The sequence below is a fragment of the Solwaraspora sp. WMMA2059 genome (assembly GCF_027497315.1).
In the GTDB taxonomy this organism is placed as follows: domain Bacteria; phylum Actinomycetota; class Actinomycetes; order Mycobacteriales; family Micromonosporaceae; genus Micromonospora_E.
This window is the reverse complement of the sequence record NZ_CP114908.1, coordinates 4714741-4739808: the sequence shown is the minus strand read 5'-3', so window position 1 is coordinate 4739808 and position 25068 is coordinate 4714741. Positions and strand designations below refer to the sequence as shown.

Annotated in this window: 20 protein-coding genes and 2 pseudogenes; 12 read left to right on the top strand and 10 right to left on the bottom strand. The window is 68.9% G+C overall.

The features are described 5' to 3' along the window. Positions 1-21 precede the first annotated feature (21 nt). Positions 22-1875 carry a molecular chaperone HtpG gene (gene htpG / locus O7553_RS21660; RefSeq protein WP_281555698.1) on the top strand — a complete coding sequence of 618 codons (1854 nt, stop codon included), beginning with the start codon at positions 22-24 and terminating at the stop codon, positions 1873-1875. A gap of 70 nt (positions 1876-1945) precedes the next feature. Here the strand turns inward: htpG and O7553_RS21655 are convergent, their stop codons facing one another. Next, positions 1946-2656: an aspartate/glutamate racemase family protein gene (locus O7553_RS21655; protein ID WP_281551510.1), complete on the bottom strand. Its 711-nt coding sequence runs from the start codon at positions 2654-2656 to the stop codon at positions 1946-1948. A gap of 185 nt (positions 2657-2841) precedes the next feature. Between O7553_RS21655 and O7553_RS21650 the strand changes: the two genes are divergently transcribed. From O7553_RS21650 to O7553_RS21640, 3 genes are all read left to right on the top strand, one after another. Continuing rightward, positions 2842-3903 (top strand): LacI family DNA-binding transcriptional regulator, encoded by a 1062-nt coding sequence (locus O7553_RS21650; RefSeq protein ID WP_281551509.1) that lies wholly within the window; start codon positions 2842-2844, stop codon positions 3901-3903. 338 nt (positions 3904-4241) lie between these two features. Continuing rightward, positions 4242-4985 (top strand): cellulase family glycosylhydrolase, encoded by a 744-nt coding sequence (locus O7553_RS21645; RefSeq protein ID WP_281551508.1) that lies wholly within the window; start codon positions 4242-4244, stop codon positions 4983-4985. 405 nt (positions 4986-5390) lie between these two features. After that, the gene (locus O7553_RS21640; RefSeq protein ID WP_281551507.1) at positions 5391-5789 is read left to right on the top strand and encodes a hypothetical protein; all 399 of its coding nucleotides are present in this window, start codon (positions 5391-5393) and stop codon (positions 5787-5789) included. A gap of 120 nt (positions 5790-5909) precedes the next feature. Here O7553_RS21640 and O7553_RS21635 read toward each other — a convergent pair whose 3' ends face one another. After that, the gene (locus O7553_RS21635) at positions 5910-6338 is read right to left on the bottom strand and encodes a helix-turn-helix domain-containing protein (protein WP_281551506.1); all 429 of its coding nucleotides are present in this window, start codon (positions 6336-6338) and stop codon (positions 5910-5912) included. 55 nt (positions 6339-6393) lie between these two features. Here O7553_RS21635 and O7553_RS21630 point away from each other — a divergent pair, with 55 nt between their 5' ends. Beyond that, the gene (locus O7553_RS21630; protein WP_281551505.1) at positions 6394-6843 is read left to right on the top strand and encodes a RidA family protein; all 450 of its coding nucleotides are present in this window, start codon (positions 6394-6396) and stop codon (positions 6841-6843) included. Positions 6844-6962: 119 nt separating this feature from the next. Here the strand turns inward: O7553_RS21630 and O7553_RS21625 are convergent. From O7553_RS21625 to O7553_RS21610, 4 genes and pseudogenes are all read right to left on the bottom strand, one after another. After that, positions 6963-7292: pseudogene (locus tag O7553_RS21625) on the bottom strand (response regulator transcription factor); the annotation flags it as partial. A gap of 47 nt (positions 7293-7339) precedes the next feature. After that, positions 7340-8611: a histidine kinase gene (locus O7553_RS21620; protein WP_281551504.1), complete on the bottom strand. Its 1272-nt coding sequence runs from the start codon at positions 8609-8611 to the stop codon at positions 7340-7342. 85 nt (positions 8612-8696) lie between these two features. Further along, positions 8697-9768: pseudogene (locus O7553_RS21615) on the bottom strand (IS110 family transposase). 367 nt (positions 9769-10135) lie between these two features. Further along, positions 10136-10498, bottom strand: coding sequence for a helix-turn-helix domain-containing protein (locus tag O7553_RS21610; RefSeq protein ID WP_281551503.1), 363 nt, complete (start codon positions 10496-10498; stop codon positions 10136-10138). Between the two features lie 355 nt (positions 10499-10853). On the opposite strand from O7553_RS21610, the gene O7553_RS21605 reads away from it, so the two are divergent. Further along, positions 10854-11888 (top strand): TerC family protein, encoded by a 1035-nt coding sequence (locus tag O7553_RS21605; protein ID WP_281551502.1) that lies wholly within the window; start codon positions 10854-10856, stop codon positions 11886-11888. Between the two features lie 15 nt (positions 11889-11903). Here the strand turns inward: O7553_RS21605 and O7553_RS21600 are convergent, their stop codons facing one another. Continuing rightward, positions 11904-13664: a S8 family serine peptidase gene (locus O7553_RS21600; protein WP_281551501.1), complete on the bottom strand. Its 1761-nt coding sequence runs from the start codon at positions 13662-13664 to the stop codon at positions 11904-11906. A 638-nt stretch (positions 13665-14302) separates the two neighbouring features. Between O7553_RS21600 and O7553_RS21595 the strand changes: the two genes are divergently transcribed. From O7553_RS21595 to O7553_RS21585, 3 genes are all read left to right on the top strand, one after another. Then, positions 14303-15319, top strand: a complete 1017-nt coding sequence (locus tag O7553_RS21595) for an aldehyde reductase (RefSeq protein ID WP_281551500.1) — start codon at positions 14303-14305, stop codon at positions 15317-15319. 1151 nt (positions 15320-16470) lie between these two features. After that, on the top strand, positions 16471-17127 hold the full coding sequence (locus O7553_RS21590) for a hypothetical protein (RefSeq protein WP_281551499.1): 657 nt from the start codon (positions 16471-16473) through the stop codon (positions 17125-17127). Between the two features lie 562 nt (positions 17128-17689). Beyond that, positions 17690-17908 (top strand): NUDIX domain-containing protein, encoded by a 219-nt coding sequence (locus O7553_RS21585; RefSeq protein WP_348651180.1) that lies wholly within the window; start codon positions 17690-17692, stop codon positions 17906-17908. A 21-nt stretch (positions 17909-17929) separates the two neighbouring features. Here O7553_RS21585 and O7553_RS21580 read toward each other — a convergent pair whose 3' ends face one another. Both O7553_RS21580 and O7553_RS21575 read right to left on the bottom strand, forming a co-directional pair. Next, the gene (locus O7553_RS21580) at positions 17930-19291 is read right to left on the bottom strand and encodes a hypothetical protein (protein ID WP_281551497.1); all 1362 of its coding nucleotides are present in this window, start codon (positions 19289-19291) and stop codon (positions 17930-17932) included. A gap of 149 nt (positions 19292-19440) precedes the next feature. Beyond that, positions 19441-19629, bottom strand: a complete 189-nt coding sequence (locus O7553_RS21575; protein WP_281551496.1) for a hypothetical protein — start codon at positions 19627-19629, stop codon at positions 19441-19443. 116 nt (positions 19630-19745) lie between these two features. Here O7553_RS21575 and O7553_RS21570 point away from each other — a divergent pair, with 116 nt between their 5' ends. The 3 genes from O7553_RS21570 (at position 19746) to O7553_RS21560 (ending at position 22729) form a co-directional block, all read left to right on the top strand. Next, positions 19746-19955 carry a hypothetical protein gene (locus tag O7553_RS21570; protein WP_281551495.1) on the top strand — a complete coding sequence of 70 codons (210 nt, stop codon included), beginning with the start codon at positions 19746-19748 and terminating at the stop codon, positions 19953-19955. Positions 19956-20258: 303 nt separating this feature from the next. Continuing rightward, positions 20259-20522, top strand: coding sequence for a DivIVA domain-containing protein (locus O7553_RS21565; protein ID WP_281555697.1), 264 nt, complete (start codon positions 20259-20261; stop codon positions 20520-20522). Then, positions 20519-22729, top strand: coding sequence for a hypothetical protein (locus O7553_RS21560; RefSeq protein WP_281551494.1), 2211 nt, complete (start codon positions 20519-20521; stop codon positions 22727-22729). The genes O7553_RS21565 and O7553_RS21560 overlap by 4 nt, the downstream gene beginning before the upstream one ends. Positions 22730-23418: 689 nt before the next feature. Here O7553_RS21560 and O7553_RS21555 read toward each other — a convergent pair. Next, on the bottom strand, positions 23419-24807 hold the full coding sequence (locus tag O7553_RS21555; protein ID WP_281551493.1) for an IS1380 family transposase: 1389 nt from the start codon (positions 24805-24807) through the stop codon (positions 23419-23421). Positions 24808-25068: the final 261 nt, after the last annotated feature.

The window sequence follows — 25068 nt, the reverse complement described above, 5'->3', positions numbered from 1 at the left end:
GCGCGCCAGCTCTTGCAGCTGATGGTCCATTCAATCTACTCGAACAAGGACATCTTCCTGCGCGAGTTGATCTCGAACGCCTCCGACGCGCTGGACAAACTGCGCTTGCAGGCGCTGGTCGACAAGGATCTCGACGTCGACACGTCGGACCTGCACATCGAGGTCGAGGCCGACCGCGAACAGCGCACCCTCACTGTGCGGGACAACGGCATCGGCATGTCGCGGGACGAGGTGGTCAGCCTGATCGGCACCATCGCCAAGTCCGGCACCGCCGAGCTGCTGCGCAAGATGAAGGAATCCAAGGAAGCCGCCGCGCAGGAGCTGATCGGGCAGTTCGGCGTCGGCTTCTACGCCACCTTCATGGTCGCCGACCGGGTCGTCCTGACCACCCGGCGGGCCGGGGAGACCGAGGCGACCCGCTGGGAGTCGTCCGGCGAGGGCACCTACACCATCGAGACGCTCGACGAGGCGCCCCAGGGCACCACGGTCACCCTGCACCTCAAGCCCGAGGACAAGGACGACCAACTGCACGACTACACCGAAGAGTGGAAGATCCGGGAGATCGTCAAGCGGTACTCGGACTTCATCGCCTGGCCGATCCGCACCACCACCGAGCGTCCCGGTGAATCCGACGGTGAGACCACCAGCGAGGTGGTCACCCTCAACTCGATGAAGGCGCTGTGGGCGCGGCCCCGTTCCGAGGTCACCGACGACGAGTACAAGGAGTTCTACAAGCACGTCAGCCACGACTGGAACGACCCGCTCGACATCATCCACATGAAGGCCGAAGGCACCTTCGAGTACGAGGCGTTGCTGTTCGTGCCGGCGCAGGCGCCGTTTGACCTGTTCATGCGGGACGCGCGGCGCGGCGTGCAGCTGTACGTCAAGCGCGTGTTCATCATGGACGACTGCGAGGCGCTGATCCCGGAGTACCTGCGGTTCATCAAGGGTGTCGTCGACGCGCAGGACCTTTCGTTGAACATCAGCCGGGAGATCCTGCAGCAGGACCGGCAGATCCAGCTGATCCGGCGGCGGCTGGTGAAGAAGGTGCTCTCCTCGCTCAAGGAGTTGATGGACAACGACGCCGACCGGTACCGCACGTTCTGGACCCAGCTCGGCCGGGCGGTGAAGGAAGGCCTGCTCAACGACTACGAGAACCAGCGGGCGATCCTGGACATCTCGTCGTTCGCCTCGACCCACGATCCGGAGCAGCTGACCACTCTGGCCGGGTACATCGAGCGGATGAAGGACGGTCAGGAGGACATCTACTACATGACCGGCGAGTCCCGCACGATGATCGAGAACTCCCCGCACATGGAGGCGTTCAAGGCCAAGGGGTACGAGGTCCTGCTGCTCACCGACCCGGTCGACGAGATGTGGGTCGAGTCGGTCGCCGACTACGACGGCAAGAAGCTGCGGTCGATCGCCAAGGGCCAGGTCGACCTGGCCGGCGACGACGACACCGCCGAGTCCGACCCGGAGCGGGAACAGCAGAAGGAAACGTACGCCCCGCTGCTGTCCTGGCTGGGCCAGACGCTCGACGAGCAGGTCAAGGAGGTACGGCTCTCCACCCGGCTGACCACCTCGCCGGCCTGCCTGGTCGGCGACGCCGCGGACATGACCCCGGCGCTGGAACGGATGTACCGGGCGATGGGCCAGGACGGGCCGAAGATCAAGCGGATTCTGGAGCTGAACCCGACCCACCCACTGGTCACCGGGCTGCGTGAGGCGTACGGTGCCCGCGCCGACGATCCGGCGCTGGCCGAGACCGCCGAGCTGCTGTACGGCACCGCGCTGCTCGCCGAGGGCGGTGAGCTGGACGACCCGGCCCGGTTCGCCAAGCTGCTCGCCGACCGACTGGCCCGTACCGTCTGAACCGCCGGTTCCGGTCCCCCGGCGGGCGTCGACCCGCCGGGGGACGCCCGCTGGCGGGACCCGCCACAGCTCAGGCGGTGACCGTTGCTTCGGCGGCGATCGCCTGGTCGACGGCGGCGGCGACGTGCAGCCGGCTGGTCGGGAAGAGCAGCAGCGGGGTGTCCTCTTGACCGACCAGCAGCTCGATCTCGGCGCAGCCGAGCACCACGCCCTGCGCGCCGGCGGCGATCAGCCGCTCGATCACCTTCAGGTACCTGGCCCGGGACGACTCGCTGACCACTCCGAGGCACAGCTCGTCGTAGATGACCGAGTGGACCATCTTGCGGTCTGCGGCGTCGGGCACCAGGACTGTCAGGCCATGGCCGGCCAGCCGCTCGCGTAGGAAGTCCTGCTCCATGGTGAAGGCGGTGCCGAGCAAACCGACCGTGTGCAGCCCGTGGCTGCGGACCGCGTCAGCGGTGACGTCGGCGATGTGCAGCAACGGGATGTCGATTGCGGCGGCGACCTGATCGGCGACCTTGTGCATGGTGTTGGTGCACAGCAGCAGCAGGTCGGCACCGGCCGCTTCGACCCGCCGGGCCGCGTCAGCGAGCAGGTCGGCGGCTTCGTCCCACTCACTGACCGCCTGCCGTCGTTCGACGTCGGCGAAGTCGACCGAGTAGAGCACGCACCGTGCCGAATGGTGCCCACCCAGCCGGTCGCGGACCAGTTCGTTGGCGAGCCGGTAGTAGTGCGCGCTGCTTTCCCAGCTCATGCCGCCGAGCATGCCGATCGTCATCATGCTGCCATCGTGCCACCGGGTGCCCGGGCACCGGGTGGATATTCGTCGGCGGACATCGACCCGGTCGGCGGCTGTCGCGGCCGTCCATGTATTGACTATTGTGGACTCACTTTGCGGACTACCGGCAGCTGTCCGAACATCAGGCGTGCCACCTGCGATGACCCAGCGACGGGCGGGAGGGGACCGTGGTGCCCAGGGACGTACCGGTACGGCGGATCGGCATGCGTGAGGTCGCTCGGGCCGCTGGCGTATCGGTCTCCACCGCGGCCAACGTGCTGAGCCGACCGTCGATCGTCGCGCCAGCGACCCGCCGCCGGGTGGAGGCCGTCATCGAGTCCGTCGGCTATGTGCCGAACGGTCCGGCCCGGCAGTTGCGCGGCCGGCCCAGCCCGATCGTCGCCAGCGTCACCCTTGACCTGGCCAACCCGTTCTACGCCGAGGTCAACCGGGGCATCGAGGACGAGCTCGCCGAGCACGGCTGTCTGGTGCTGGCCTGCAGCACAGACCTGCGCCCGGCCAAGGAGCGGCAGTTGCTGAAACTGCTGCAGACCCAGGCCGTACGGGGCGTCATCATCGCGCCGGTCGGTGCGGACCCGGCGTCGCTGCTGTGGATGAGTCGGCACGGGATGGCGGTCGTGCTGATCGACCATCCGCGTGCAGGGCTCGATTTGTGCGCGGTCGCGGTTGACGACGTCGCCGGTGGCCGGCTGGCCGGTGAGCATCTGGTCGGGCTGGGGCACCGCAGGATCGCGTTCCTCGGCGGAACCCGGGACGCCGGGCCGGTGGCCCGCCGTCGCGACGGCGTACGCAGGGCGCTGGCCGCCGCCGGTCTCGACCCGGCGACGGGGTTGCTGGACGTCCGCGTACCGCTGCATCCGCCGCCGCTGGTCGAAGCCGCCGCCTCGGCGTCGGCGCTGATTCTCGCCGCGACCCCGCCGGTGACCGCGGTGGTCTGTCTCAACGACACGGCGGCGCTGGGCCTGCTGGACGGGTTTGCCGCAGCCGGTGTCCGGGTGCCGGCGGACATCTCGGTCGTCGGCTACGACGACCTGCCGTTCGCCCGCCGGCTGGCGCCTGCGCTGACCACGGTCAGCCAGCCGAAGTATCGGCTGGGCCGGGCCGCCGCCGAACTGCTGCTGGACGAGGCCAGGCCGGGGCACGCTCACCGGGAGATCGGGTTCCGCCCGACGCTGGCGGTCCGCGCATCGACCGTCCCGCCGTCCGACGCGTCGAAACGCATCGATTGATAGCTATTGCCTCCGGCCGGGGTGCGGACGTAGCTTGTCGGCACACCGTAGAGCGCCGAGCCGGTCCTCGTACCCCCGGTTCACAAACGTTGCAACAGCGCGCCGCGCACGCCCCCGCTCCGGGTCCGTGCGCTCGGGCAGGCGCACCTCGCCCCGGGACTTCCCGGGCTCAACCTGAGGTAGGTCATGCGCGGGGTCAACCACCCGCACGTCTGGTACACCGGCGAGACCGACTCGTTCGCCGACATCAAGGCGCTCGGTGCCAACACCGTACGGGTGGTGCTGGGCAGCGGCCAGCGCTGGGGTCCGTCCAACGGCGTCGCCGACGTGATCGATCTGTGCAAGCGGAACCGGATGATCCGCGTGCTCGAGGTGCACGACACCACCGGGTACGGCGAAGAAGTGCCGCCGCCTCGCTCGACCAGGCCGTCGACTACTGGATCAGCCAGAAGAGCGCGCTGGTCGGCGAGGAGAACTACGTCGTCATCAACATCGGCAACGAGCCGATCGGCAACGTCGACGCCGGCCAGTGGACCGCCGCCACGGTCGACGCCATCGGGCGGATGCGGGCCAACGGCTTCGATCACCTGCTGATGGTCGACGCGCCGAACTGGGGCCAGGACTGGCAGAACGTCATGCGGGCGGACGCCCAGACGGTGCTGGACGCGGACAGCCACGGCAATACCGTGCCGTCGATCCACATGTACGCGGTCTACAGCAACGCCTCGTCGATCGTGAGCTACCTTGACGACTTCGAGGCCAACGGGTGGCCGCTGGTGATCGGCGAGTTCGGCTGGCAGTTCAACTCCGGAGAGGTGGACCAAGACACGATCCTGGCTGAGGCGCAGGCCCGTGGCCTCGGCTACCTCGGCTGGTCGTGGAGCGGCGACACCGACCCGATCCTCGACATGGTGCTCAACTTCGACCCGAACCAGATGACCACCTGGGGTGAGCGGATCTTCAACGGACCGGACGGCATCAGCTCCACCTCCCAGGAGGCCAGCATCTTCGGCGGTACGCCGCCGACGACCGCCGCGTCGTATGACGCCATCACGATCGAGGTGGGGGTCCGGCCGGGGTAGGTGGCGTTCCAGGCGGCCCAGCCGTTGACCGAACGCCGGGCCTCGGCCACCGCCGTTCCCGCCACGGCCACTGTCGCGGCCGTCGGTGGGGCGGACACCGGCCGCGTGGGGGCGGGTACGGACGCCGAGGCGGATGCCACTGCCGGCACCGGCGGGGTGGGGGTGACGGCGCGGGCGGCGGTGCCGGTGCCGACTCGGGTGCGGGTGCGCGGGCGGAACAGCGGCGCAGGCGCATTCACCGTGGCCCGGCCGGCGTTGATCACCGGCCGGTCGCCGCCGAAGGCCGCCGGTACGATCGGCCGACCGCCGACCAGCGACGGCCGGGCATGTCCGGTGAGGGCTGACCATCACCTCGGTCTCCGGCGGCGAGTACCTCGTCGCGTTGTCCAGCAGTTCGGCGAGCAGGTGCGCCACCTCGTCGACGGCCGCGCCGGCGACGGACAGCTCCCGGTCGACCGTGCCGATCCGTACCCGGGTGTAGCGCTCGATCTGGGAGAGCGTGGCCTGGATCACGTTGTCCAGCGGCACCGCTTCCCGCCGTACCCGGGAAGTACCGGAACCACCGAGCACCAGCAGGCTCTGGTTGATCCGTGCCATCCGGGCGGCGAGGTGGTCAAGTTGGTAGAGCTGTTCGAGCCGGTCCGGGTCGGTCTCGTCGCGCTCCACCCGGTCGACCTGGGCCAGCATCGCGTCGACCAGCCGCTGCTCGCGTCGGGACAGGTGGACGAAGATCTCCGAGACGTTGGCCCGCAGCACCGCCTGTACGCCGGCGACCCGTACCGCCTCGCGATGCAATCGCTGTGATCTTGTACGTCGGTGCCTGCCGGTAGGTCCTACGATGCCGCAGGTGGGCAGGGCGAACAGTCCGGTCGTCAATTCGTGGCAGGCGCTCACCCTCGACATCGGGCGGCGGGGCGCGGCCGGTCACGGCTTCACGCTTGCCTGCGTCACCTCATCGTCGAAGCGGCGGCGGGCGCGTTCAACCTCGGCGTAGTTGGCGGCGGTCCAGCCGAAGAGGGCGTCGACGAGGTCCTGCAGGGTCTTGCCCAGCGGGGCGATACGGTACTCGACGGCGAGCGGGCGGGTGCCGGTGACGACCCGTTCGACCATGCCGTTGCGTTCGAGCCGGCGCAGCGTGGCGGTCAGCGACTTCTGGGTGACCGCCGGGATCTCCCGGCGGAGCTCGTTGAACCGCAGCGGCCGCCCGCACAGCGTCTCGAGCACCCGCAACGACCACTTGTCCAGCACCTGGTCGAGCAGCTCCCGCTGGTCCCTGCTGAGCGGGGAGTCGGCACTGAGCTGGGCGTCAACGCTGATCGGGGAGTCGGCTTCCGCGAGGGTGGTTTCCGGCATGACACCTAGTATCGTTGAAGTTCCCTTCGGATACCAGGTAGACATCTGATACCTGATGACATCCGTGTTCGACGAAGGGAAACCCGCAATGACCACCGTGCAGCTGCTGTCCCCGGAGGGGATGGCCCAGCCCGTCCCGTACCACCACGTGTCGATCGCCACCGGCAGTCGCCAGGTGCACGTCGCCGGCCAGGTCGGGCGCGACGCCGACGGCAAGCCGGTCGGCGACGCCGACGAGCTCGCCGACCAGGTGGCGCAGGCGTTGCGCAACACCGCGCGCGGTCTCGCCGGTGCCGGCGCGAGCTTCGCGGACGTGGTCCGGCTGCGGTTCTACGTCACCGACTGGACCCCGGAGCAGATGGACGACCTGATGGCCGGCGTCGCGCGGGTCGCCGACGAGCTTGCGATCCCGCAGCCGTTCCCACCGTCGTCGCTGATCGGCGTCGAGGTGCTGTACGCCCCCGACGTGCGGGTCGAAATCGAGGCCGACGCGGTCCTGGACTGATGCGCGGCTGCCGACTCAGGCGGTGCCGCCGGACGTCGCCGGGCGAACTCGGCGATTACCCGGCGGGTCACCGTCTGGTCGACCAGACCGTAGCCGGCCGCCAGCCGGCGGATCGCGTCGATCAGGTCCTCGGGCTCGCAGTCCTTGAGGATGAATCCGCTGGCCCCGGCTTCGAGCGCGCCGAAGACGTACTCGTCGAGGTCGAACGTGGTCACCACCAAGACCGCTGGCGGCGACCCGGCCGCGTCGGCGAGGATCTGCCGGGTCGCGGTGAGCCCGTCGCCGCCGGGCATCCGTACGTCCATGCAGACCACGTCGGGACGCAGCCGCCGGGCGGTGGTGACCGCCGACGACCCGCTCGACGCCTCCGCCACCACCTCGATGTCGGCGACCTGCTCCAGCAGCACCCGGAAACCGGCCCGTACCACCGCCTGATCGTCCACCAGCATCACCCGGATCGTCCCGGCACCGGCATCAGCCCCGGCTTCCGCCCTGGTCACGACCGCTCACCTCCGTTGTCCGTCAGCATCACCGCGACCGACCAGCCGCCGTCGGTGGTCGGCCCGGCCGCGAGCCGGGCACCGATCAGCTGGGCCCGCTCCCGCATGCCGACCAGCCCGACACCGCTGCTGATCCGTACCGCAGGCTCCGGGTGTCGGGCCGGCGGGGCATTAACCACCGCCAGCGACACCTCACGCGACAGGCAATGCAGCGTGACCTGGACCGGCGCGCCCGGCGCGTGCTGCCGGGCGTTGGACAGCGCCTCCTGCACCGTGCGGTAGAGCGCGACGTCGGCGATCGGCGACACCGGCCGGGGCGGCCCGTTGACGCTGAACTCGACCGGCGTACCCAGGCCCCGGGCGGTGCGGACAAGTTCGTCGAGCACGGCCAGTCCGGGCACCGGAACGGCGCCCTCGCCGTCCCGTCCCGGACCGGCGCCGTCGGCCGGGTCCGCCGGGCCGGCACGCAGTACCCCGACAACCAACCGCAGATTGTCCAACGTCGCCTTGCCCTGCGTCCGGATCCAGGCCACCCCCTCCTTCGCTGCGGCCGGATCCCGGTCGATCAACTGCTGCACCGCCGCCGCCTGCACCACCATGCCGGACAGGTGATGCGCGGCGACGTCGTGCAGCTCCCGAGCCATCTGGGTGCGTTCCACACCGATCGCCGCCCGTACCTTCGCCTGCTGGGTCCGAACCGACTCGGCGGCCTGCTGACGGAGCAACCGCACGTAGCGTCCGCGGGTGGCGACGTAGCTGCCGACGAACGCGCCGCCGAGGTAGGACAGCACGCTTGACCCGGCCGGGCCGACCGCCGGCAGCAACAGGCCCGGCGTGCTCACCGCGGCGGCGCCGACCGCCGCCGCCACCTCGACCGCCACCTCGACCGCCACCGCCGCGCCGAGCAGCGCGAACGACCGCCGGGCCGGCGGCAGACCCGCGATGGTGTACGCCACGACAAACGGTGCGAATCCCCGGATCGTCGCGTCCGGTGGAGACGACGCGATCATTACGACCTGGACGCCGACGACGGCGGCGAGGCAGAGCAGCGGGTGGACCCGGCGCAGGCACAGCAGCAGCGCCTGCCCGACGGCGAGACAGACCAGCAGCCACTCCCGCGCCGCGGTGAGCGCGAACTCGCTCGGCGGCGTCACCACCCAGAACACTGCCGCCAGCATCGTGAACGTCAGCGCGGCGACGCCGGTCGCGAGTAGACAGTCACGGACGAACGGCCGGTCCTCGATGTGGTCGTACATCGTGTGCAGCATCCTCTGTTCCAGGTCGGGGCGGGCCGCGACGGGCAGTCCGGCCGGCCTCGGGACGGGCAGCTCGCACCGGATGCTCCTATAGATGTCAAGCTGCTAGTTCAAGATCTTTTGAGGTGATGAGCTGGTAAAGCTCGCGCGCGACGTAGCGCTTGAGGCAGCGGATGATCTCTTTCTTGGACAGGCCTTCCTTGATGCGCTGCTCGGCGTAGGCGCGGGTGCGCGGATCCCAGCGCAGCCGCACGAGTACGACGCGGTAGAGGGCGGCGTTGGCCTGTCGGTCGCCGCCGCGGTTGAGTCGGTGGCGGTTGGTCCTGCCGGACGAGGCGGGGATCGGGGCGACACCGCAGAGCATGGCGAACCCGGCCTCGGAGGTGAGCCGGTCGTGGTTCTCGCCGGCGGTGACGAGCAGCTGACCGGCGACGTCGGGGCCGACGCCGTGGGCGGCGAGCAGGCCAGGGTTGATGGCGGCGACGAGCGGTTCGAGTAGTTCGTCGAGTTCGGTGATCTCGGCGGACAGTTGCTGGTGGCGGCGGGCGAGCGAGCGCAGGGCGATCGTGGCTGCGGTGGCCGGAGCTGCGGCGTCGGCCGGGTCGAGCTGCAGGCTGGCGCAGGTGGCGATCAGCTGCTTGACGGCCAGGCCGCGCAGTTGGGCGCGTAGCTGGTCGGGGGCGGTAACGATCAGTGCCTTGATCTGGCGTTGGGTGTCGGCGCGCTGGTCGACGGGCGCTGCGGCGGGCCACCCGCAGGTTGCGCAGGGCTTCGACGCGGCCGTCGCGCTGCTTGGGGGTGCCGGTACGTTCGCCGGCCAGGGCGGCCTTGGCCGCTTGGATGGCGTCGATCGGGTCGGACTTGCCCTGGAAGCGGCGGGTTTTACGGTCAGGGCGGTCGACCTCGACCAGCTCAACCTGCTCGTCGCGGAGTCTGCGAGCGAGTCCGGCCCCGTAGGCGCCGGTGCCTTCGACCCCGACCCGCAGCAGACGGCCGAACCCGCGCATCCAGGTCAGCAGGGCGGTGTAGCCGGCCGTCGTGGCCGGGAACTGCTGGGTGCCAAGAACCCGTCCGACCAGGTCGATCACAGCGGCCGTGTGAGTGTCCTGGTGGGTATCGACTCCACCGACGACCTCGACCGCGGCGTTATCAGGTGTAATAGAGGGCATCGTCGTCCTGTCGTTCGTGACTGGGGGCAGGGCGGCACGCACCAGCCGGGCAACGCGGACAAGACAGAGATGGGGCCTCTGGCCAGGCTCCTATTAGGTCACAACGCCACGTCCGGTGAGTGCATGAGCACCTCCCGACCGAGGCCGACAAATCCCGTTAAGGACCCGAAGTCAGTCAGTAGGCGGGTCAGACCTCGACGGGAGGTGCTCATGAACATCATCTCTGTCAGTAGGAGATGTCCGGCGCGAGCAGCATGAAATCGACAGCGAACCATCCCGTACCGGCGAGGGCCAACAAAACCAGGGTGCTGCCAGCGCCATCTGGCGTAGGGTCACACTCGACCTACGACCTTGGTAGGAAGTCGGATCAGCCTCCGGTAGGCGGATCGGGCCGTGCCTGCTCCGGCCCGGGTCGGTCTGATTGCCGGGTAAACAGGTCGAGCAGGTCACCGACCTGCCGGTTGGCTTCGGCGGGGTGTCGGAAGTGCCCGGTCGGGTCGACGGTGTACTGGTTACGGCGGCCGACCCGGGTACGGCGCAGGTAGCCGGCGGCTTCCAGGTCGGCCACGATGCTCTGGGCCGCGCGTTCGGTGATCCCGACGGATGCGGCTACGTCGCGCAGCCGTACCGTCGGGTCCCGGGCGACGGCCAGCAGCACGTGCGCATGGTTCGTGAGGAAGGTCCAGCTCCGGGCGGCTGGCTGTGCGCCGGGATCGGCTGAGGCTGGCACCGACATGCTGACCCGCCGTCCCCTTCGCTCATCGCGCGTCCCTCGCCGTCGCACTTCTTCGAAGGCAACAGCCTTCGGACGCAATGTACGTAGGACAGTACGGGAAAGCCGGATCGCAGGTCCGGCGATCCGCCAGCCGTGCCGGTTGGCTGCCCGGAGCTTGACACGCGAATCGCGCTTCGCGAATACTGGTACGTAGTTCGAGGGGGAGTACCCGAGTACCACCGCGTCGTCGTCAGCACGGGCCCGGATCTGCCGCGCCCCGGCGACGCAGCCGCCACCCGGTGGCCCGGGGAGACCTTCGTCCAGTAGCGCCGGCCCTGACCACGGGTCGGCCGGGCGAAGGGTCTGTCCGTTGACCGTTTCCTGGTGGGTCTGGGCCGCGCTGATGCTCGCGGTCGCCGCGATGCTGGCCGTCGACCTGTTCCTGCACCGTGACAACCACGTCATCGGCTTCCGTGAAGCAGCCATCTGGTCCGGCGTCTGGATCGCCGCCGGCCTGCTGTTCGGCGTACTGCTGTGGGCCTGGCAGGGCGGCGAGGTCGCCGGCACCTACTACGCCGGCTACCTAATCGAGAAGGCGCTGTCCATCGACAACGTGTTCGTCTTCGCGCTGGTATTCAGCTACTTCGCGGTCCCGGCCGCGTACCAGCACAAGGTGCTGTTCTGGGGCGTCATCGGTGCCCTCGTGTTCCGGCTGGTGTTCATCTTCGTCGGCGCCGAACTGCTGGAGGCATTCTTCTGGACCGCGTACCTGTTCGGCGCGTTCCTCATCTACACCGGCTACAAGATGGCCTTCCGGCACGACGAGCAGACCCCACCGGACCGCAACCCGGTGGTCCGCCTGGTCCGCCGCGCCATCCCCACCGACCCGGCGTACCACGGCGAGAAGTTCTTCACCCGGGTCGACGGCAAGCGCGTCGCGACCCTGCTGTTCGTCGTCCTCATCGCGGTCGAGGCCACCGACCTGATCTTCGCCATCGACTCGATCGCCGCGATCCTGGCCATCAGCACCAGTACGTTCATCGTCTGGACGGCGAACGCCTTCGCCATCCTCGGGCTCCGCAGCCTCTACTTCTGCCTCGCCGGCCTGCTGCGCCGCTTCGTGCACCTGCACTACGGCCTGGCGGTGCTGCTCGCCTTCGCCGGCGTCAAGCTCATCCTCTCCGAGACCCCGGTCGGCAAGCTGCCCATCCCGGTCACCCTCGGGGTCATCGTCGTCACCATCGCGGTGTCGATCATCTGGAGCCTGCGCAGCACCAGCGGAACCGGCGACGCCATCGGCGGCGGTGGCGGTGGTGGCGACGGCGTCAGCGGGCCGGACACCGGTGCCTCCGGTGCCCGACCCGCTGAACCAGCTGATCAACCTGACCGTTCAGTTGTCAGGTGATGGTCCGGCCCGTCGTCAGACGACGGTGCAGGGCGTCCCGTTCAGGGTGAACGCGGTCGGCTCCGCGGTCCCGGAACCGGTGCCGTTGAACCCGATGCTCGCCGTGCCCTGCGGCAGCAGCGTCGAGTTCCACGTCAACGAGGTCGCGGTGACGTCCTGGCCGCTCGTACCGTAGGTGGCGGACCACCCGCTGCCGAACGAGTGCCCGCTGGGCAGGGTGAAGGCCAGAGTCCAGCCGTTGATCGTGCTGGTGCCGGTGTTCGTGATGACGATGTTGCTGGTGAACGTGGAGCCACCGCTGTTGATCGCGTAGGAGACCTGGCAGGTGCCCGCCCCCGTCGGGGTGTTGACGGTGACCGCCGACGAGAACGACGACAGGTTGCCTGCGGCGTCCTCAGCCCGTACCCGGAACTGGTAGCTGGTCCCCGGGGTCAGCCCGGTCGCCGCGAACGAGTTCGTCGCCGAGGTGCCGGCCGACGCGAACCCACCGCCGCCGGTGGCCCGCTCGATCTCGTAGCCGACCACCCCGACGTTGTCGGTCGACGCGGTCCAGGTGAGCGTGGCCGAGGTCGCGGTCACGCCCGACGCCACCGGCGTGCCCGGGGTCGACGGCGCGACGGTGTCGGTCACAGTGCTACCCGGGTCGGCGTACAGCAGCAGGTTCGGCGACCCGGTGCCGATGCCGGTCAGCACGTTGCTGGTCGCGGCGCCCAGCAGCGCCGCCTTGGCCTGGGCCATCGTCGCGCTCGGGTTGGCCTCCAGATAACGGGCCACCCAGCCGGTCACGTGCGGAGCGGCCATCGAGGTGCCCGACCAGTTGGAGGCGACCGCGCTGTCGCCGCTGTTGCCGGCCGAGGTGATGTTGTTGCCCGGAGCGAAGACGTCGATGCAGGAGCCGTAGTTGGAGCTGGACCACCGGCCGTCGGTGATGGTGGTCGCGCCCACCACGATGCCGTCCGCTGACCGAGGGTTGTTGTTGCAGGCGTCGCTGTTGTTGTTGCCCGCCGCGAACACCGCCAGCACCCCGGCGTCGATCATGTTCTGGGCGGCCGTGTTCACCACGCTGCCGTAGTTCTGCAGGCTGAGATTCGCCACCGAGCGCGGCGGTGCGTTCGTCGCCACCCAGTCGATGCCCTCGATCAGGTCCGCGTCGGTGCCGAAGTTGAAGCAGTCCAACACCCGCACGTCGCGGATCTGCACGTCCTTGGCGACGCCGTACGTCGTGCCGCCGATGGTGCCGGAGACGTGCGTGCCGTGGCCGTGGCAGTCGCCCGGACTGTTGCCGTCGTTGACCGCGTCGTAGGCCCACTGCGCCCGGGTGCCGAAATCGTCGTGCGTGGTACGGATCCCGCTGTCCAGGACGAACACGGTGGTCCCGGTGCCGTCGGTGTCGTAGCTGAACTCCTGGTCGAGCGGGAGGTTCCGCTGGTCGACGCGGTCCAGACCCCATGACGGGGGGTTGGGCTGGGTGGTCGCGCCACCGCCGGTCACCACGGGCTCGACGGCCTGGATCACCGCGTCGGCCTGGACGTACTCGACGTTCGGGTTGGCGCGCACCGCCTCGAGGGCGTCGGCGTCGAGTTTCGCGGAGAATCCGTTCAGCACCGTCGTGTACGGGTGGACCTCCCGGCCACCAACCCGCTCGGCGACCACCACAGGGTCGTTGGCCGCGCCGCCCTTGAGCGGCTGGTCCTTGAGAACGACAATGTAGCCACCATTTGGCGTACCATTCTCGGCAGGCAGCAGGGGAGCGAGAGAAGTCGTCGGTTGTGCCATCGCAGGGGTGGCGGCGAAAACTACCAGAAGTGCGGAAGTTGCGGCTGTCGCGAATGCCTGGCGACGGTATCGGTGCAGTCTGGACATAGGAGAAACTGGCCTCCTGGGCGCGGTGACGCATGGACTACCGGTGAATCGACGGCTTGCCCAGCTTGTCAGCTGCCGGGATCACCGGGCGCTGTGGCCGGACTGAGTGCTCGAGCCCCGTCTGCTGCAATGAGAGCACGGGTGTCGGCGTTCGCCAATGCCAAGACTTCTTGAAACGTGAATGAACTATGTTAAGAAGGCGGGGTGGCCAGGGGCTGTTCACAGGATCGAAAAAAGCGACTGCCCACGTGATTGCTCTCACGTTGCCAAACGGCGCGCGGGTCGATCTTCACCGGTCGTGCAACCCTCTCGGGACTGCCGGGCCACGGGGCCGCCGGGGTTGTCGGCGAGAGCGGGGTGGGCCGCCGGCTGCGGGCACCAGCAGCTCAGCAGGATAGGTGATCCGTCGATCCCGCGACCACCGGTGCTGTCGCAAGCCCGAGAACATCGGCCCAGCCCGGTCGCAGACATAGGTGTCACCGGTACCTTCGGCGCAGTCCGGGGCGGGGCGCCATGCCCGTCCACAGCGCGAGTGGTGTCGGGAGTCGGCAATGAGTGGCGAGCAGGTGCTGGTGACAGGAGGCTCCGGCTTCGTCGGGGCGCACTGTGTCGTACGGCTGCTGCTGCAGGGGTACCGGGTGCGTACCACGGTGCGTTCGGCGGGTCGTGCCGCCGACCTACGCACGATGCTGCAGGCGGGGGGAACGGAACCGGGTGACGCGCTCAGCTTCGCCGTGGCCGACCTCACTACCGACGACGGCTGGGCCGAGGCGGTGGCCGGATGCGACTACGTACTCCACATCGCCTCTCCGGTGCCGCTGGCCGAGCCCCGCGACGAGAACGAACTCATCGGGCCGGCACGCGACGGGGTGCTGCGGGTGCTGGGCGCGGCACGTACGGCCGGGGTCAAACGTACGGTGCTGACGTCGTCGATCGTGACGGTGAAGTACGGCCACCCGGCAGACAAGCGGCTGTTCACCGAACAGGACTGGACCGATCCGGAACAGGGCCAGGTCTCCGCGTACGCGAAGTCGAAGCTGCTCGCCGAACGCGCCGCCTGGGACTTCGTGCGTAAGGACGGCCAAGGCATGGAGCTGGCGGTGGTGAATCCGGTCGGAATCTTCGGTCCGGCCCTCGGACCGGACAAGTCCCTGTGGTCAGATCAGATCGACCGGATGCTGACCGGCCGCCAGCCCGTCCTGGCCCGGATCCACATCGGTGTGGTCGACGTACGGGACGTCGCGGACCTGCACGTACGGGCGATGACCGATCCGGCGGCGGCCGGCGAGCGGTTCCTGGCCAGCGCCGGCACCATGTCGATGCAGGACATCGCGGTGTTGCTGCGTACCCGGCTCGATGACGGGGCTGACCGGGTCTCGACGCGGGTACTGCCGGACTGGGCGGTGCGTCTCGCCGCCAGGTTCAGCCCGCGGATCGCGTTCGTGCTGCCTGAGCTCGGTGCGGTACGCGAGGCGTCGAGCGAGAAGGCTCGTCGGATGCTGGGCTGGCAGCCTCGGCCGGCTGAGGAAGCCGTCATCGACATGGCGAACAGCCTGATCCGACGCTGATCAGGGCGACCATCAGATCGTCGACGGCGGCGGGAGCGGACGCGATCGCGAACTCCGGCGGGTCTGCGGATGTGCCGGGTGCAGGACGAAGGAGTACGTGACCGGCGTGGCGTCGCCCGACGAGACGAGGAGGACATCGCCGGAGGGCCTGATCCGACCCGGTCCGGTCGATTCGACGTGGTGGAGATGAAGCCGGGCAGGGTGCGAGTCCGTTTGTCGAGCGCCGCGATGATGAGCATCGCGCCGGATTTCGGCTGTGATGGGGGCGTCCAGCTCACCTGGCCGAGGAAGACCCGGGCGCCGTCGGTGGGAATCACCAGCTGCTGACCGTTGAAGGTGGCGTCCGCAGTCGCCTGGTCGACCAGCCGCAGCGTCGCGGTCGCGTTCAACACCTCCGGCCCGTACGGCGACCGCAGGCGCCACCACCGCCACCCGGTCAGGGTGACCACGATGACTACGGCTATCGTGCCGAGAGCCAGCATTCGCCGTCGTGTCACAGTGGAAGCTGATTACATCATCCGCACCATAAGCCACTACCGGTTCTCTTGGCAGCCGTTTTCCGCCTCCCAGAAGAGCCAAGGGCTAAGGGAGAGAGACTCCAGGGACACCATCGGGCGCATGCGTCACAGGGTTTGGAGAACGCCGTCCGGACATACCTCCTGAGCGCATACCGTCGCATCATGGCATCGAGGGCGAGAAGGCGGGAGTGTCCCCAACCGCCGAGAGTGGCGGAGGGGCCACCGCTGCGTGGATTCCTCTTTGGTGCCACATGGCGTCAGAACGTTCTAGCGCGCGCTGACTATCTCGAAAGCATGGCCGCACTTATCCGTGTCAGGGACTGTGCCGACATGAGGCGAGCGTCACTCCATAGCGTATACGAGTCTCTCAGAAAGGCCCGGAGTGCGGCCAGGCGTCGCGGAATTCTCAAGGGAACCATGGAGTGTGCATGGCTCAGTATCCAGGCCGCCGAGTTGTTGATCCTGGAGATGCTCGATACGAAGGATCTACAGGGCTGGCTGCCGTCCGTCCTGGAGTTGGCCAAAGGTCGTCTGAAGGCGGACGACTGTCGTGTCGTCGAGCTACGGCGGCAATCCTCTCGATGTGGGCGGTGGCTGGTAGGGGGAAGCCAACCGGAGGAGCTCCGGTGCGCCATGAAGGCCGTCCTGGTCGGCGTGCATCTGGCGATGAACAAGTATTACTCACGTATCCGGAGGCTGAGGAATGCAATGTGGTCCGCGACAATGTTGACTACGGCCACCGTTGTCGTGCTTGCCATTTGGGGTGCCTGTGCCCCGGAAACGCTCAGTCTCTGCTTCGGCTACCCGGACGATCTGGTCTGTCCGCATGACAGGGCGACGACGGGACAGGGCCCCGAGCGTCAAGTCCCAGCGGACGATCCACAGACTGAGCCGGACCGTATCGACGTTCTTTTGGTTCTGGTGTACGGTTTCATGGGTGCCGTTCTTGTGGGCATTGCAATGCTAGCCAAAATTCGCGAGTCGGCGGTGCCCTACGATCTGTCGCTCGCCTCGACTGTTCTCAAACTGCCGGTTGGTGCACTATGCGCTCTCATCGGGATAGTATTTGTTCGGGGAGAGTTCGTTCCTGGGCTGACGCAGCTCGACACAGGGGCACAGATCCTTGGCTGGAGCGCCGCTTTCGGGGGCGCCCAATACTCGGTCACCAGACTTCTCGACAAGCGGGTCAGTGAGGTTGTCAATGATTCGCGCGACGGGTCGGATCCCAAAGAAAGTCCGGATTCCAAGAATCGGTGGCGCGATGGAGATGAAGTCAGGGCTCTGCAGTAGAGGGCGACGATACTCCTGTGCTGGCATCGATCGTCATCATGGGTTCGCGGGACGCGGCTGTCATTAGTCTCCGGGGTGGGCCGGCGAGGTGCGCCTCTATCCCGTGTGCGCAATGTCGCCCCTTTGGGCTGGGGTACTGGTTGAGTCTGATGCCACAGGCGCATCAAGATGCACCTGTGGCATCAGGTCTCCGGAAGCGCCATGGGATTCCTCGGAGGAACCCGAGCCGGGCGGTCGAGTCGGCGGCAGCCCGGGCGGTGTGGCTGAGAGGGCTGCACTTCTCTCGGGCTGTATGGATAGTCTGGCCGGCATGGGTAAGGCGACGGGTGACGAACGGCCGTTGCTGGGCCGGACTGGCGGCGACCGCAGTCCTGAGCAGGCCGACGCCCATCGCTGGCACGTGTTTGGACGACGGGCCGTGTACGAGCGCCGGCCCTGGATTAGCCTCGACCTGGTTGACGTCCAGTCCTCCCGGCGGCGAGCGGTTCGAGCACCATGTCGTACGGCTGTTCCGCGCCGCCATTGGCGTCGTCGTCAATGATCACGATCAGGTGCTGATGCTGTGGCGGCACCGCTTCGTGTCGGACCAGTGGGGCTGGAGCTTCCCGGTGGGATCGTCGACGAGGGCGAGAGCCCGGAGACGGCCGTGGCACGCGAGGTCGAAGAGGAGACCGGCTGGCGGCCGAGGGCTTCTCGACCGGAACGAGATCCTGGGCTCCGGCTCGATCGTCGGCCTGCTGCACGTGTTGGCCTTCGGCCTGCCTGGTGGCTGAACCGCTGAGGGCTGCGACATGCGCTTTCGTCAGGCGGCTAGGCCGAGGAGTTCGGTGGCGCGGGTGGTGAAGTGGCGTACCTCGGGGAGGGTGGCGTACGGCTTCATGCGGTGTTGCAGGTCTTTGACGGTTCCGATGGTGCGGGACGAGTTGACGGAGGCGGCCAACTCGACGACATGAGCGGCGCGGTTGGCGGCGGCTTCGACGTCCGACCGGTCGAGGTCGGTGGTGGCCAGGGCGGCGTGGCTGAGGGCGGCACGTCGGGCGCGGCCCTGCCGGCGGGCACCTTCGGCGGACTCGGTGGCAAAGCGCACGGTTTCGTCGGGTTGCCCGAGGTCGCGGAAGCAGTGGGCGGCTTCGCCGTACAGGTATGGGGTGTCGATGAATCTGGCCCAGACGGGTTCGTCGTCGTGGTCGACGCGGGCGAAGGTCTGTTCGGCCTTGGCCACGGCAGCTGCTGCCGGTGCCGATTCGCCGAGTGCCGCGAGGGCGCGGGCTTCGAGGATGTGCAGGTCGGCGAGGCAGGCGGGGGAGTCGCCGTCGGCGAGTCCGCGGCGGCCGGCGCGGGCGAGCATGAGTGCTTCGCGGGGGTGACCGAGCAGGTTGGCCTGGTCGGACATGCCGGCGAGGACGTGCGCGCCGAGCGCGGAGTGGTTAGCGGCCTGGGCGAGCCGGAGCGCCTGGATGAGGTAGCGCTGGGCGAGGCCATGTTCGCCGTCGTCGTAGGCCATCCACCCGACGAGGTACGACTGCTCGGCGGCTGCCTCGTAGAGCGCCTGCTGCACGTCCGGCTCGTGCTCCCGCTTGAGCAGCGGTAGGACGTAGCTCTGCATGTACTCGACGAGGGCGGTACGGGCGTGGCCGCCGCCGCGCATCACGTCCAGCTCCTGGAAGAGGGCGAACATCTCCCGGATGCCGGCCACCTGCCGCATCCCGATCTGCCGGGGGCCGCGCTCCGTCGATGTTTCGTCGAGGGTGGCGAGCAGCCAGTCCCGGCTCGGTGCCCCGAGCGCGGCGAGTACGAATGGGGCTTTGACGATGTTGCGGCGCGCGACGTCAGCCTTGCCGAGGTCGATGATCGTGTCGACTGTGGTACGCGGATGGTCGGCGTACTGCAGGCCGCGAGCGGCAAGGGTTTCCTCGTCGGTCATGCCGAAGTCTGCCGGGGTGATCCGGCGACGCAGACGTTCACTGAGCGCCCGTGCCAGCAGCGTCGGCACCGGCGGTCGCGGACGTTCGCCGCGCTTTACCCAACGGTGCACCGCCGTGTAGTCGTAGCGCAGGGCAAGCCCTTCGTCCGCCCCGAGGCCGTTGACCCGCCGGGCCAGCCCGGCCCACGAGAAGCCCGCCTCGGTGATGAGCGAGGCCAGAGCATCGTTGGATCCGTTCACGGAGCACCCCTCCCAAGTGACTACCTTGGACGGTACCGGTCAGGCATTGACGCTGCATATGGCCACACGAAGGCTCGAATTTCGCACGGGTGTTCACATGGTGCCGGCGAGGGCGGTCGTCCAGTTGTCTCTGACGTGATGAGGGGATCTCAGTCCTCGCGTTGGGTGGGTCGGTGGATGCGGATCCACTCGGCGACCGCGTCGCGGGACCAGATGCGGCCCGTGGCGAGGACATCCAGCGGTGCGGGGAACGACGGACGGTTGACGATCTCGGATGCCCGCTGGCGGGAGACGCCACCGAGCATCTGCTGGATCTCGGACATCCCGGCCAACCGCATGTCAATGAACGTACGGAGGTGACGACTAGCAGCCCCGTCAACTTGATGCACTTGACACCCGTAAGGGGGATGGGTGATTCTCAGTCGCGCACATCTTCGGAGGAGGGGAGTTAACCGTGACGCAGATGGATGACGACCGGTGGCGGTCGTGTGGGTCGGACTGGGACGACCCGGGAACCGGCCCTCGGCAGGTGCCGGTCGACGTACCGCCGCCGGTGCTCATGCCCGACGCCCGGCGCGGTGACGCCGACGTCCGGCCCCGCACCGCTGCCCCGAGGGCGACCGGGCCGGGCAGCGCGCCCGCTGACCTCGGCGACTGCGCCTGATCCGGATTTCCGCAGCTCACGCGGCGGAACCAAGGTCTGCCCCGGTCGCCGTACCGCCAAGGAGGGCTGCGGTGATCGGGGCGGGGGTGGCCCCGCCCGAGTCGGCAAGGGGCAGGGCCACCCCCATCCACCACGCACACCACCAAAGCAATCACCGCACCACACAGGGGAGGAGCACTGATGATGCGAAGGATCTGGCAACGGATGCGGGTCCGCTGGGGACGCCGGCGGATGGCGTCCACCCCGCCCAGCCGCTGGCCGGCCGGCGGCGACCCCGGCGTGCACCGGGTGCCCGGCACCAACATGCGCTCGGCGGCGTACCGGCCGATCCGGCCCTGGCAGGTGCGCAACCAACGGTTCCGCCCGGTCGGCGTCACGGCCCGCGGCCTCGACCCGGTCGAAGTCGGCGCGTTCCTCGACCGCGTCGCCTACGACCTCGGTGTCCTCTACGCCGAACTCGACCGCACCTGGGAGCAGAACAACCGGATCAAGGACGCGCTGCGCCGCTGGCAGTCCACCCAGGCCGCGATGAACCAGGCCACGATCAACCAGGCCGCCGTCCGGTGACCGAGCCCGACAACCCTGGCGTCACCGTCGTCGACTGCACCACCTGCGACGGCGGTGGCGTCACCTCCCACCGGTGCAGCTGCACCTGGTACGGCGACCATCTCATCGTCGACGACGACCAGTTGACCGCCGGCAACCCGGGCGGTACGGCGTACCGCGACTGTCAGGTCTGTCTCGGCACCGGCACGAACTGCGTGACCTGCGACCGCTGCGCCGGGCTCGGCCGCCGCCGCGCCCAACTCGTCTACACCGTCGCCAACGCCGACACCGCCGCCGTCGCCTCCGTCAACATCGTGCCCGGCGCGCTCGACCCGGTGCACCGCGCCGGCCGCTGGTGGCTCGACCTCGACGCCGTCGTCACCGAACTGGCCGACCGGGTCGGCGCCGACCACCTCTACGACCCGGCTGCACCCGAGCGGGAACTTCTCGTCGGCGGGCTGGTGCTGCCCCGCGACTGGCGACCCGACCTGCCGCAGGCACGGCGGCACGCCCTGGAAGCGGCGGCGATCGCCAACTACACGTACCACCCGTGGCAGCTCTGGCTGGGCCGTACCGCCCCGCCGGACCGCCCCGACCCGGCCCGCCACCTCGGCCGACTCTGCGCCCTCGCCGAACTGCTCTGCCTCGACCTGGTCGTCGAAACCCGGCCCGATCCGTACGGCGACGACCGCTACGGCTGGCAGCTGCGCCTCGAACTGCCCGACACCGGCGTCGGCGACGCGTTCGCCAGCGGTGTCGGCAGCTCCGACAGCCTCGACGCGGCGATCGTCGCCGCCGACGCGACCCGCCTCGCCACCGGGATCGGCGACCGTGGTGTCGACGTACCCGCCCACTACCTGTGCCCCGGCCGACCCGGCCCGCCGATCGGGCCGCCGAAACTCGACCTGGACCAGCTCGAACGCCGCATGATCGCCGACTGCACCTCAGTCGGCACGGGTGAGGCCACCCCTGGCGCGCAGGCCATCTGGCGCGACGGCCGCTGGTGGCACACCAGCCTGCGGGTGGTCGCTGTCGTCGAGGAACTCACCGAACGCACCACCGGCCAGATCTCCCGGCGTACGGTCGACAAGCTCGCCCGCTCGTGGCAGCCGCCGCCGCCCAGCTGGCAGGGGCCGGCGATCCCGTCCGAACCCTGCCCGTACTGCGTACCGGAGCAGGGGTTGCGCCGCTGCGTCTGCACCGTCGGCGCGCCCGCCGCCGACCCGGAGTGCCGCTACTGCGGCGGTGCCGGGCGCAGCGGCCGGTACGCCGCCGGCCTCAGCCGCTGCTTCAGCTGCGGCGACACGCTGCGCATCCGGCACGGTGCCGTCGTCACCGTCACCGACGGGCAGCACTGGGCCCGCCACCTCAACTGGGCACTGCCTGACGAAGCCACCGCCGTGGTGCCGCAGATCGGCAGCCAGCCGGGCGGCAAACCCATCCACCAGGTGCCGCCGCAGTTCCGGCTCCCGTTCCACGTCGGCGACCTGACGGTACGCGGCCAGCCGATCGGCCCGGACCAGCTCGCGCCGCTCGACGAGTACGAGGTCCTGCTGGTGCAGGAGCTGTGGTACGGCCACGTCACCCTCGACCACCCTGGGCAGGACCTGCTGACCGCGTACCTGGCGAACGTCGCCAACGGGCACCCCGGCGGCCGGGTGCTGCTGCACGCCGCCGAGCCGGACGCGCCACCGCTGGCGCGGGTGCTCGCGTTGGCGTACGGGCTGGGGCTGGCGCTGATCGTCACCGTCGCCGACCACCGCAACGACGCCGGTACGCCGTACCGCATGCAGGGGGTGTCGTGGGGTGCGTACCTCGCCGCGCCCGGTGCCGCGATCGGCCTGCGGGCCTACCCGCACCGGCCCACCCTTGGGCACGCGCTCGCCCAGGCCGTCGAGTACGTGTGCGGCGCCACCCGCTCGGCGGTGCCGGTCGATCCGTCGACCGCGATCGCCGTACCGCAGAACGTGCCGCAATGCGTACCGCAGGATGTGCCGACGCCGGCAGCCGACGGCGACCCCGGCGACTGGGTGACGCCTGCCGACCTGGTGCCGTTGCTGTCGTTGCTCGCGGGGTACTACGCCGGCGAGACGGTGATCGTCTCGCTCGCCGCGTCCCACTGTGAGGTGCACGTACGTGAAGGTCCCGAGACCACCCGCCGGGTCGCCACCGCCGCCGACCTGCCAGCCGCCGTCGCCGCCCTGCGTCTGCGCCCACCCGCGACCTGACGACCTGCGGTGGCCCGCGCCCCGAGGTCCTGGTGCCTTGGCGCTCCGAGAGCATTGCTCATGTGGAGGTAACGTCCTGCGTGGACCATGGGATAACGGTACGACCGATCGCTGACCTGGCATACGTACTGCTCGGGCTGTTCTTTCCGGCATCGCACAGGATCGTGATGATCGGCGCGGCGGCGGCAAGCAACATCAAGCCATTGGACGGTTGCAACATGTGATTGTTGTCACCTTGGCTTTACCGTGTGTGCTCCTATGTGGCGGTCTTCCTGTGTTCCCTGAGGCCAGGCCTCGAGTGCTTGAGATCGTCGCTGATGGCCAGTGATCAACGGTGATCGAAGGGTGTTGACATGTGTGGACACCGCGCCGAGTAATTTAACCGCTGGCCAGCTCTCGTTGTCCTTCCAAAGTAAGCGGGGAACAGTGAAGAGGCTCGCGAAGGTCGTAACTGTTGCTGTGGGTGGCTTGGTGCTCAGTTTGACCTTGGTGTCGCCGGTGCGCGCTGAGCCTCGATCCACCGACGCGGTTGCCGCTGAATGTTGGTTGATCATTTCTGTATTGGGTGGTGCGGCGGGCGTGAGGGAGTCGCCGATCACGTGATCGGCTTGCTCCGAGGGTGAGTGTTCGGGGTGGAACGGGATTGTGGCCTGTGGTCGGGCCGCCTGGTTTCGGCTGGTGGGGTGTGGTCAGCCGGGTGCCGGCTGGACGGCGGTGAACAGGTTGTCGAACGCCGCCTGCCAGGGCCAGTACTCGGGCAGGTGTAGGTGGATGGTGCGGGCCCGGTGGGCGAGGCGGGCTGCGACGGTGATGATCCGGGTCCGGATGGTGGCGGGTCTGGCGGTCGACCAGGTGCCCGCGGCGAGGTGTCCGGCGGCGCGGGTGAGGTTGTGCGTGATCGCGGCGCAGGTCAGCCAGGCGTCGTTGGCGCTGAAGTGTCCGGAGGGCAGGTGGGCGAGGGGGCCGGCGATCAGGTCGGCGTTGACCTGCTCGATGATCGCGTGTTGCCGGTGCTGGGCTTCGGCCTGTACGAGGGTGTACGGGCTGTCGGTGAACACGGCGTGGTACCGGTAGGTCGGTAGGAGTTCGTCCTGGCCGGGGATCTGTTGCGGGTCGTCGCGGCGGACGCGGCGCACGATCAGCCGGGCGGTCGCCTCGTGTCGGGTGCCGGCGAACGCGGTGTACGTGGTTTCGGCGATCTGCGCGTCGGAGATCCACCGGCCGGCGTCTTCGTCCCAGACGGCCTGCGGATAGGTGATGTCGACCCACTGGTCGGCGGCGATGCCGTCGCACGCGGCGCGGATCTTCGGGTCGATGCGGCAGGTGACCGAGAACCGCACGCCACGACGCCGGCAGCCGCTGATCACCGTCTTGGCGTAGAACGCCGAGTCCGCTCGCACCATGATCTCCCCCGAAGCGCCGCATGCCCGGGCGGTCGTGATGGCCTCGGCGATCATGGTGGCGGCGCCCCGGGACGAGCCGGCGTTACCCGACCGCAGCCTCGTGGCGGCGATCACCGGCGCGGACAGCGGGGTGGACAGCGTCGCGACCAGGGGGTTGTAGCCGCGCAGGTAGACGTTGTAGCCGCCGACCTTGGCGTGGCCGAACCCGATGCCCTGCTTCTGCTTGCCGTACACCCGCCGCAGCATGGAGTCGATGTCCACGAAGCACAGGGTGTCGGCGCCGGTCAGGATCGGTGCCCGGCCGGTCAGACCGATCAGGGTGTCGCGGGCGGCGGCCTGTAACTGCCGTACGTGCCCGTGGGTGAACGTACGCAGGAACGACCCGAGCGTCGACGGCGCGTACACGCTGCCGAACAGCGACCGCATGCCACCGTGCCGGGCGATGTCGAGGTCGTCGATGCTGTCCGCGCCCGCGAGCATCCCCGCCACGACCGTGGCGACCTTCCCGGCGGGGTTCGCGCCCTTGTCCGTCGGCAGCCGCACCCGGTCGGCGACCGCGTCATGCAGACCGGCCTGCTCGGCCAGGCGCATCACCGGAACGAGACCGGCACACGACACCAGATTCGGATCGTCGAACGTCGCGCGCACCACCGGCGCGTCCTGGCGTATTCTCACCTGCGAGGTGCCCTCTCGAACCGAGCGATAGAAGCGTCAGAACTCCTATCCTTCCAGTTCAGAGGGCACTTTCTATAGCCGGGGTCCTGCCGGTCCGACCTTCATCGGTGGATCGAGGCTGAGGGAAGTTGGTCGAGTAGTGTGAGCGATGCCCTTACCGGATTCACATCCCGGGACTGGACCGACAACAACAGTGACTCGGCATCGACTCGTACGGTGTGGTCCGGTTGTTCGGTGGTAGCGGGAACCTACCAGAACACT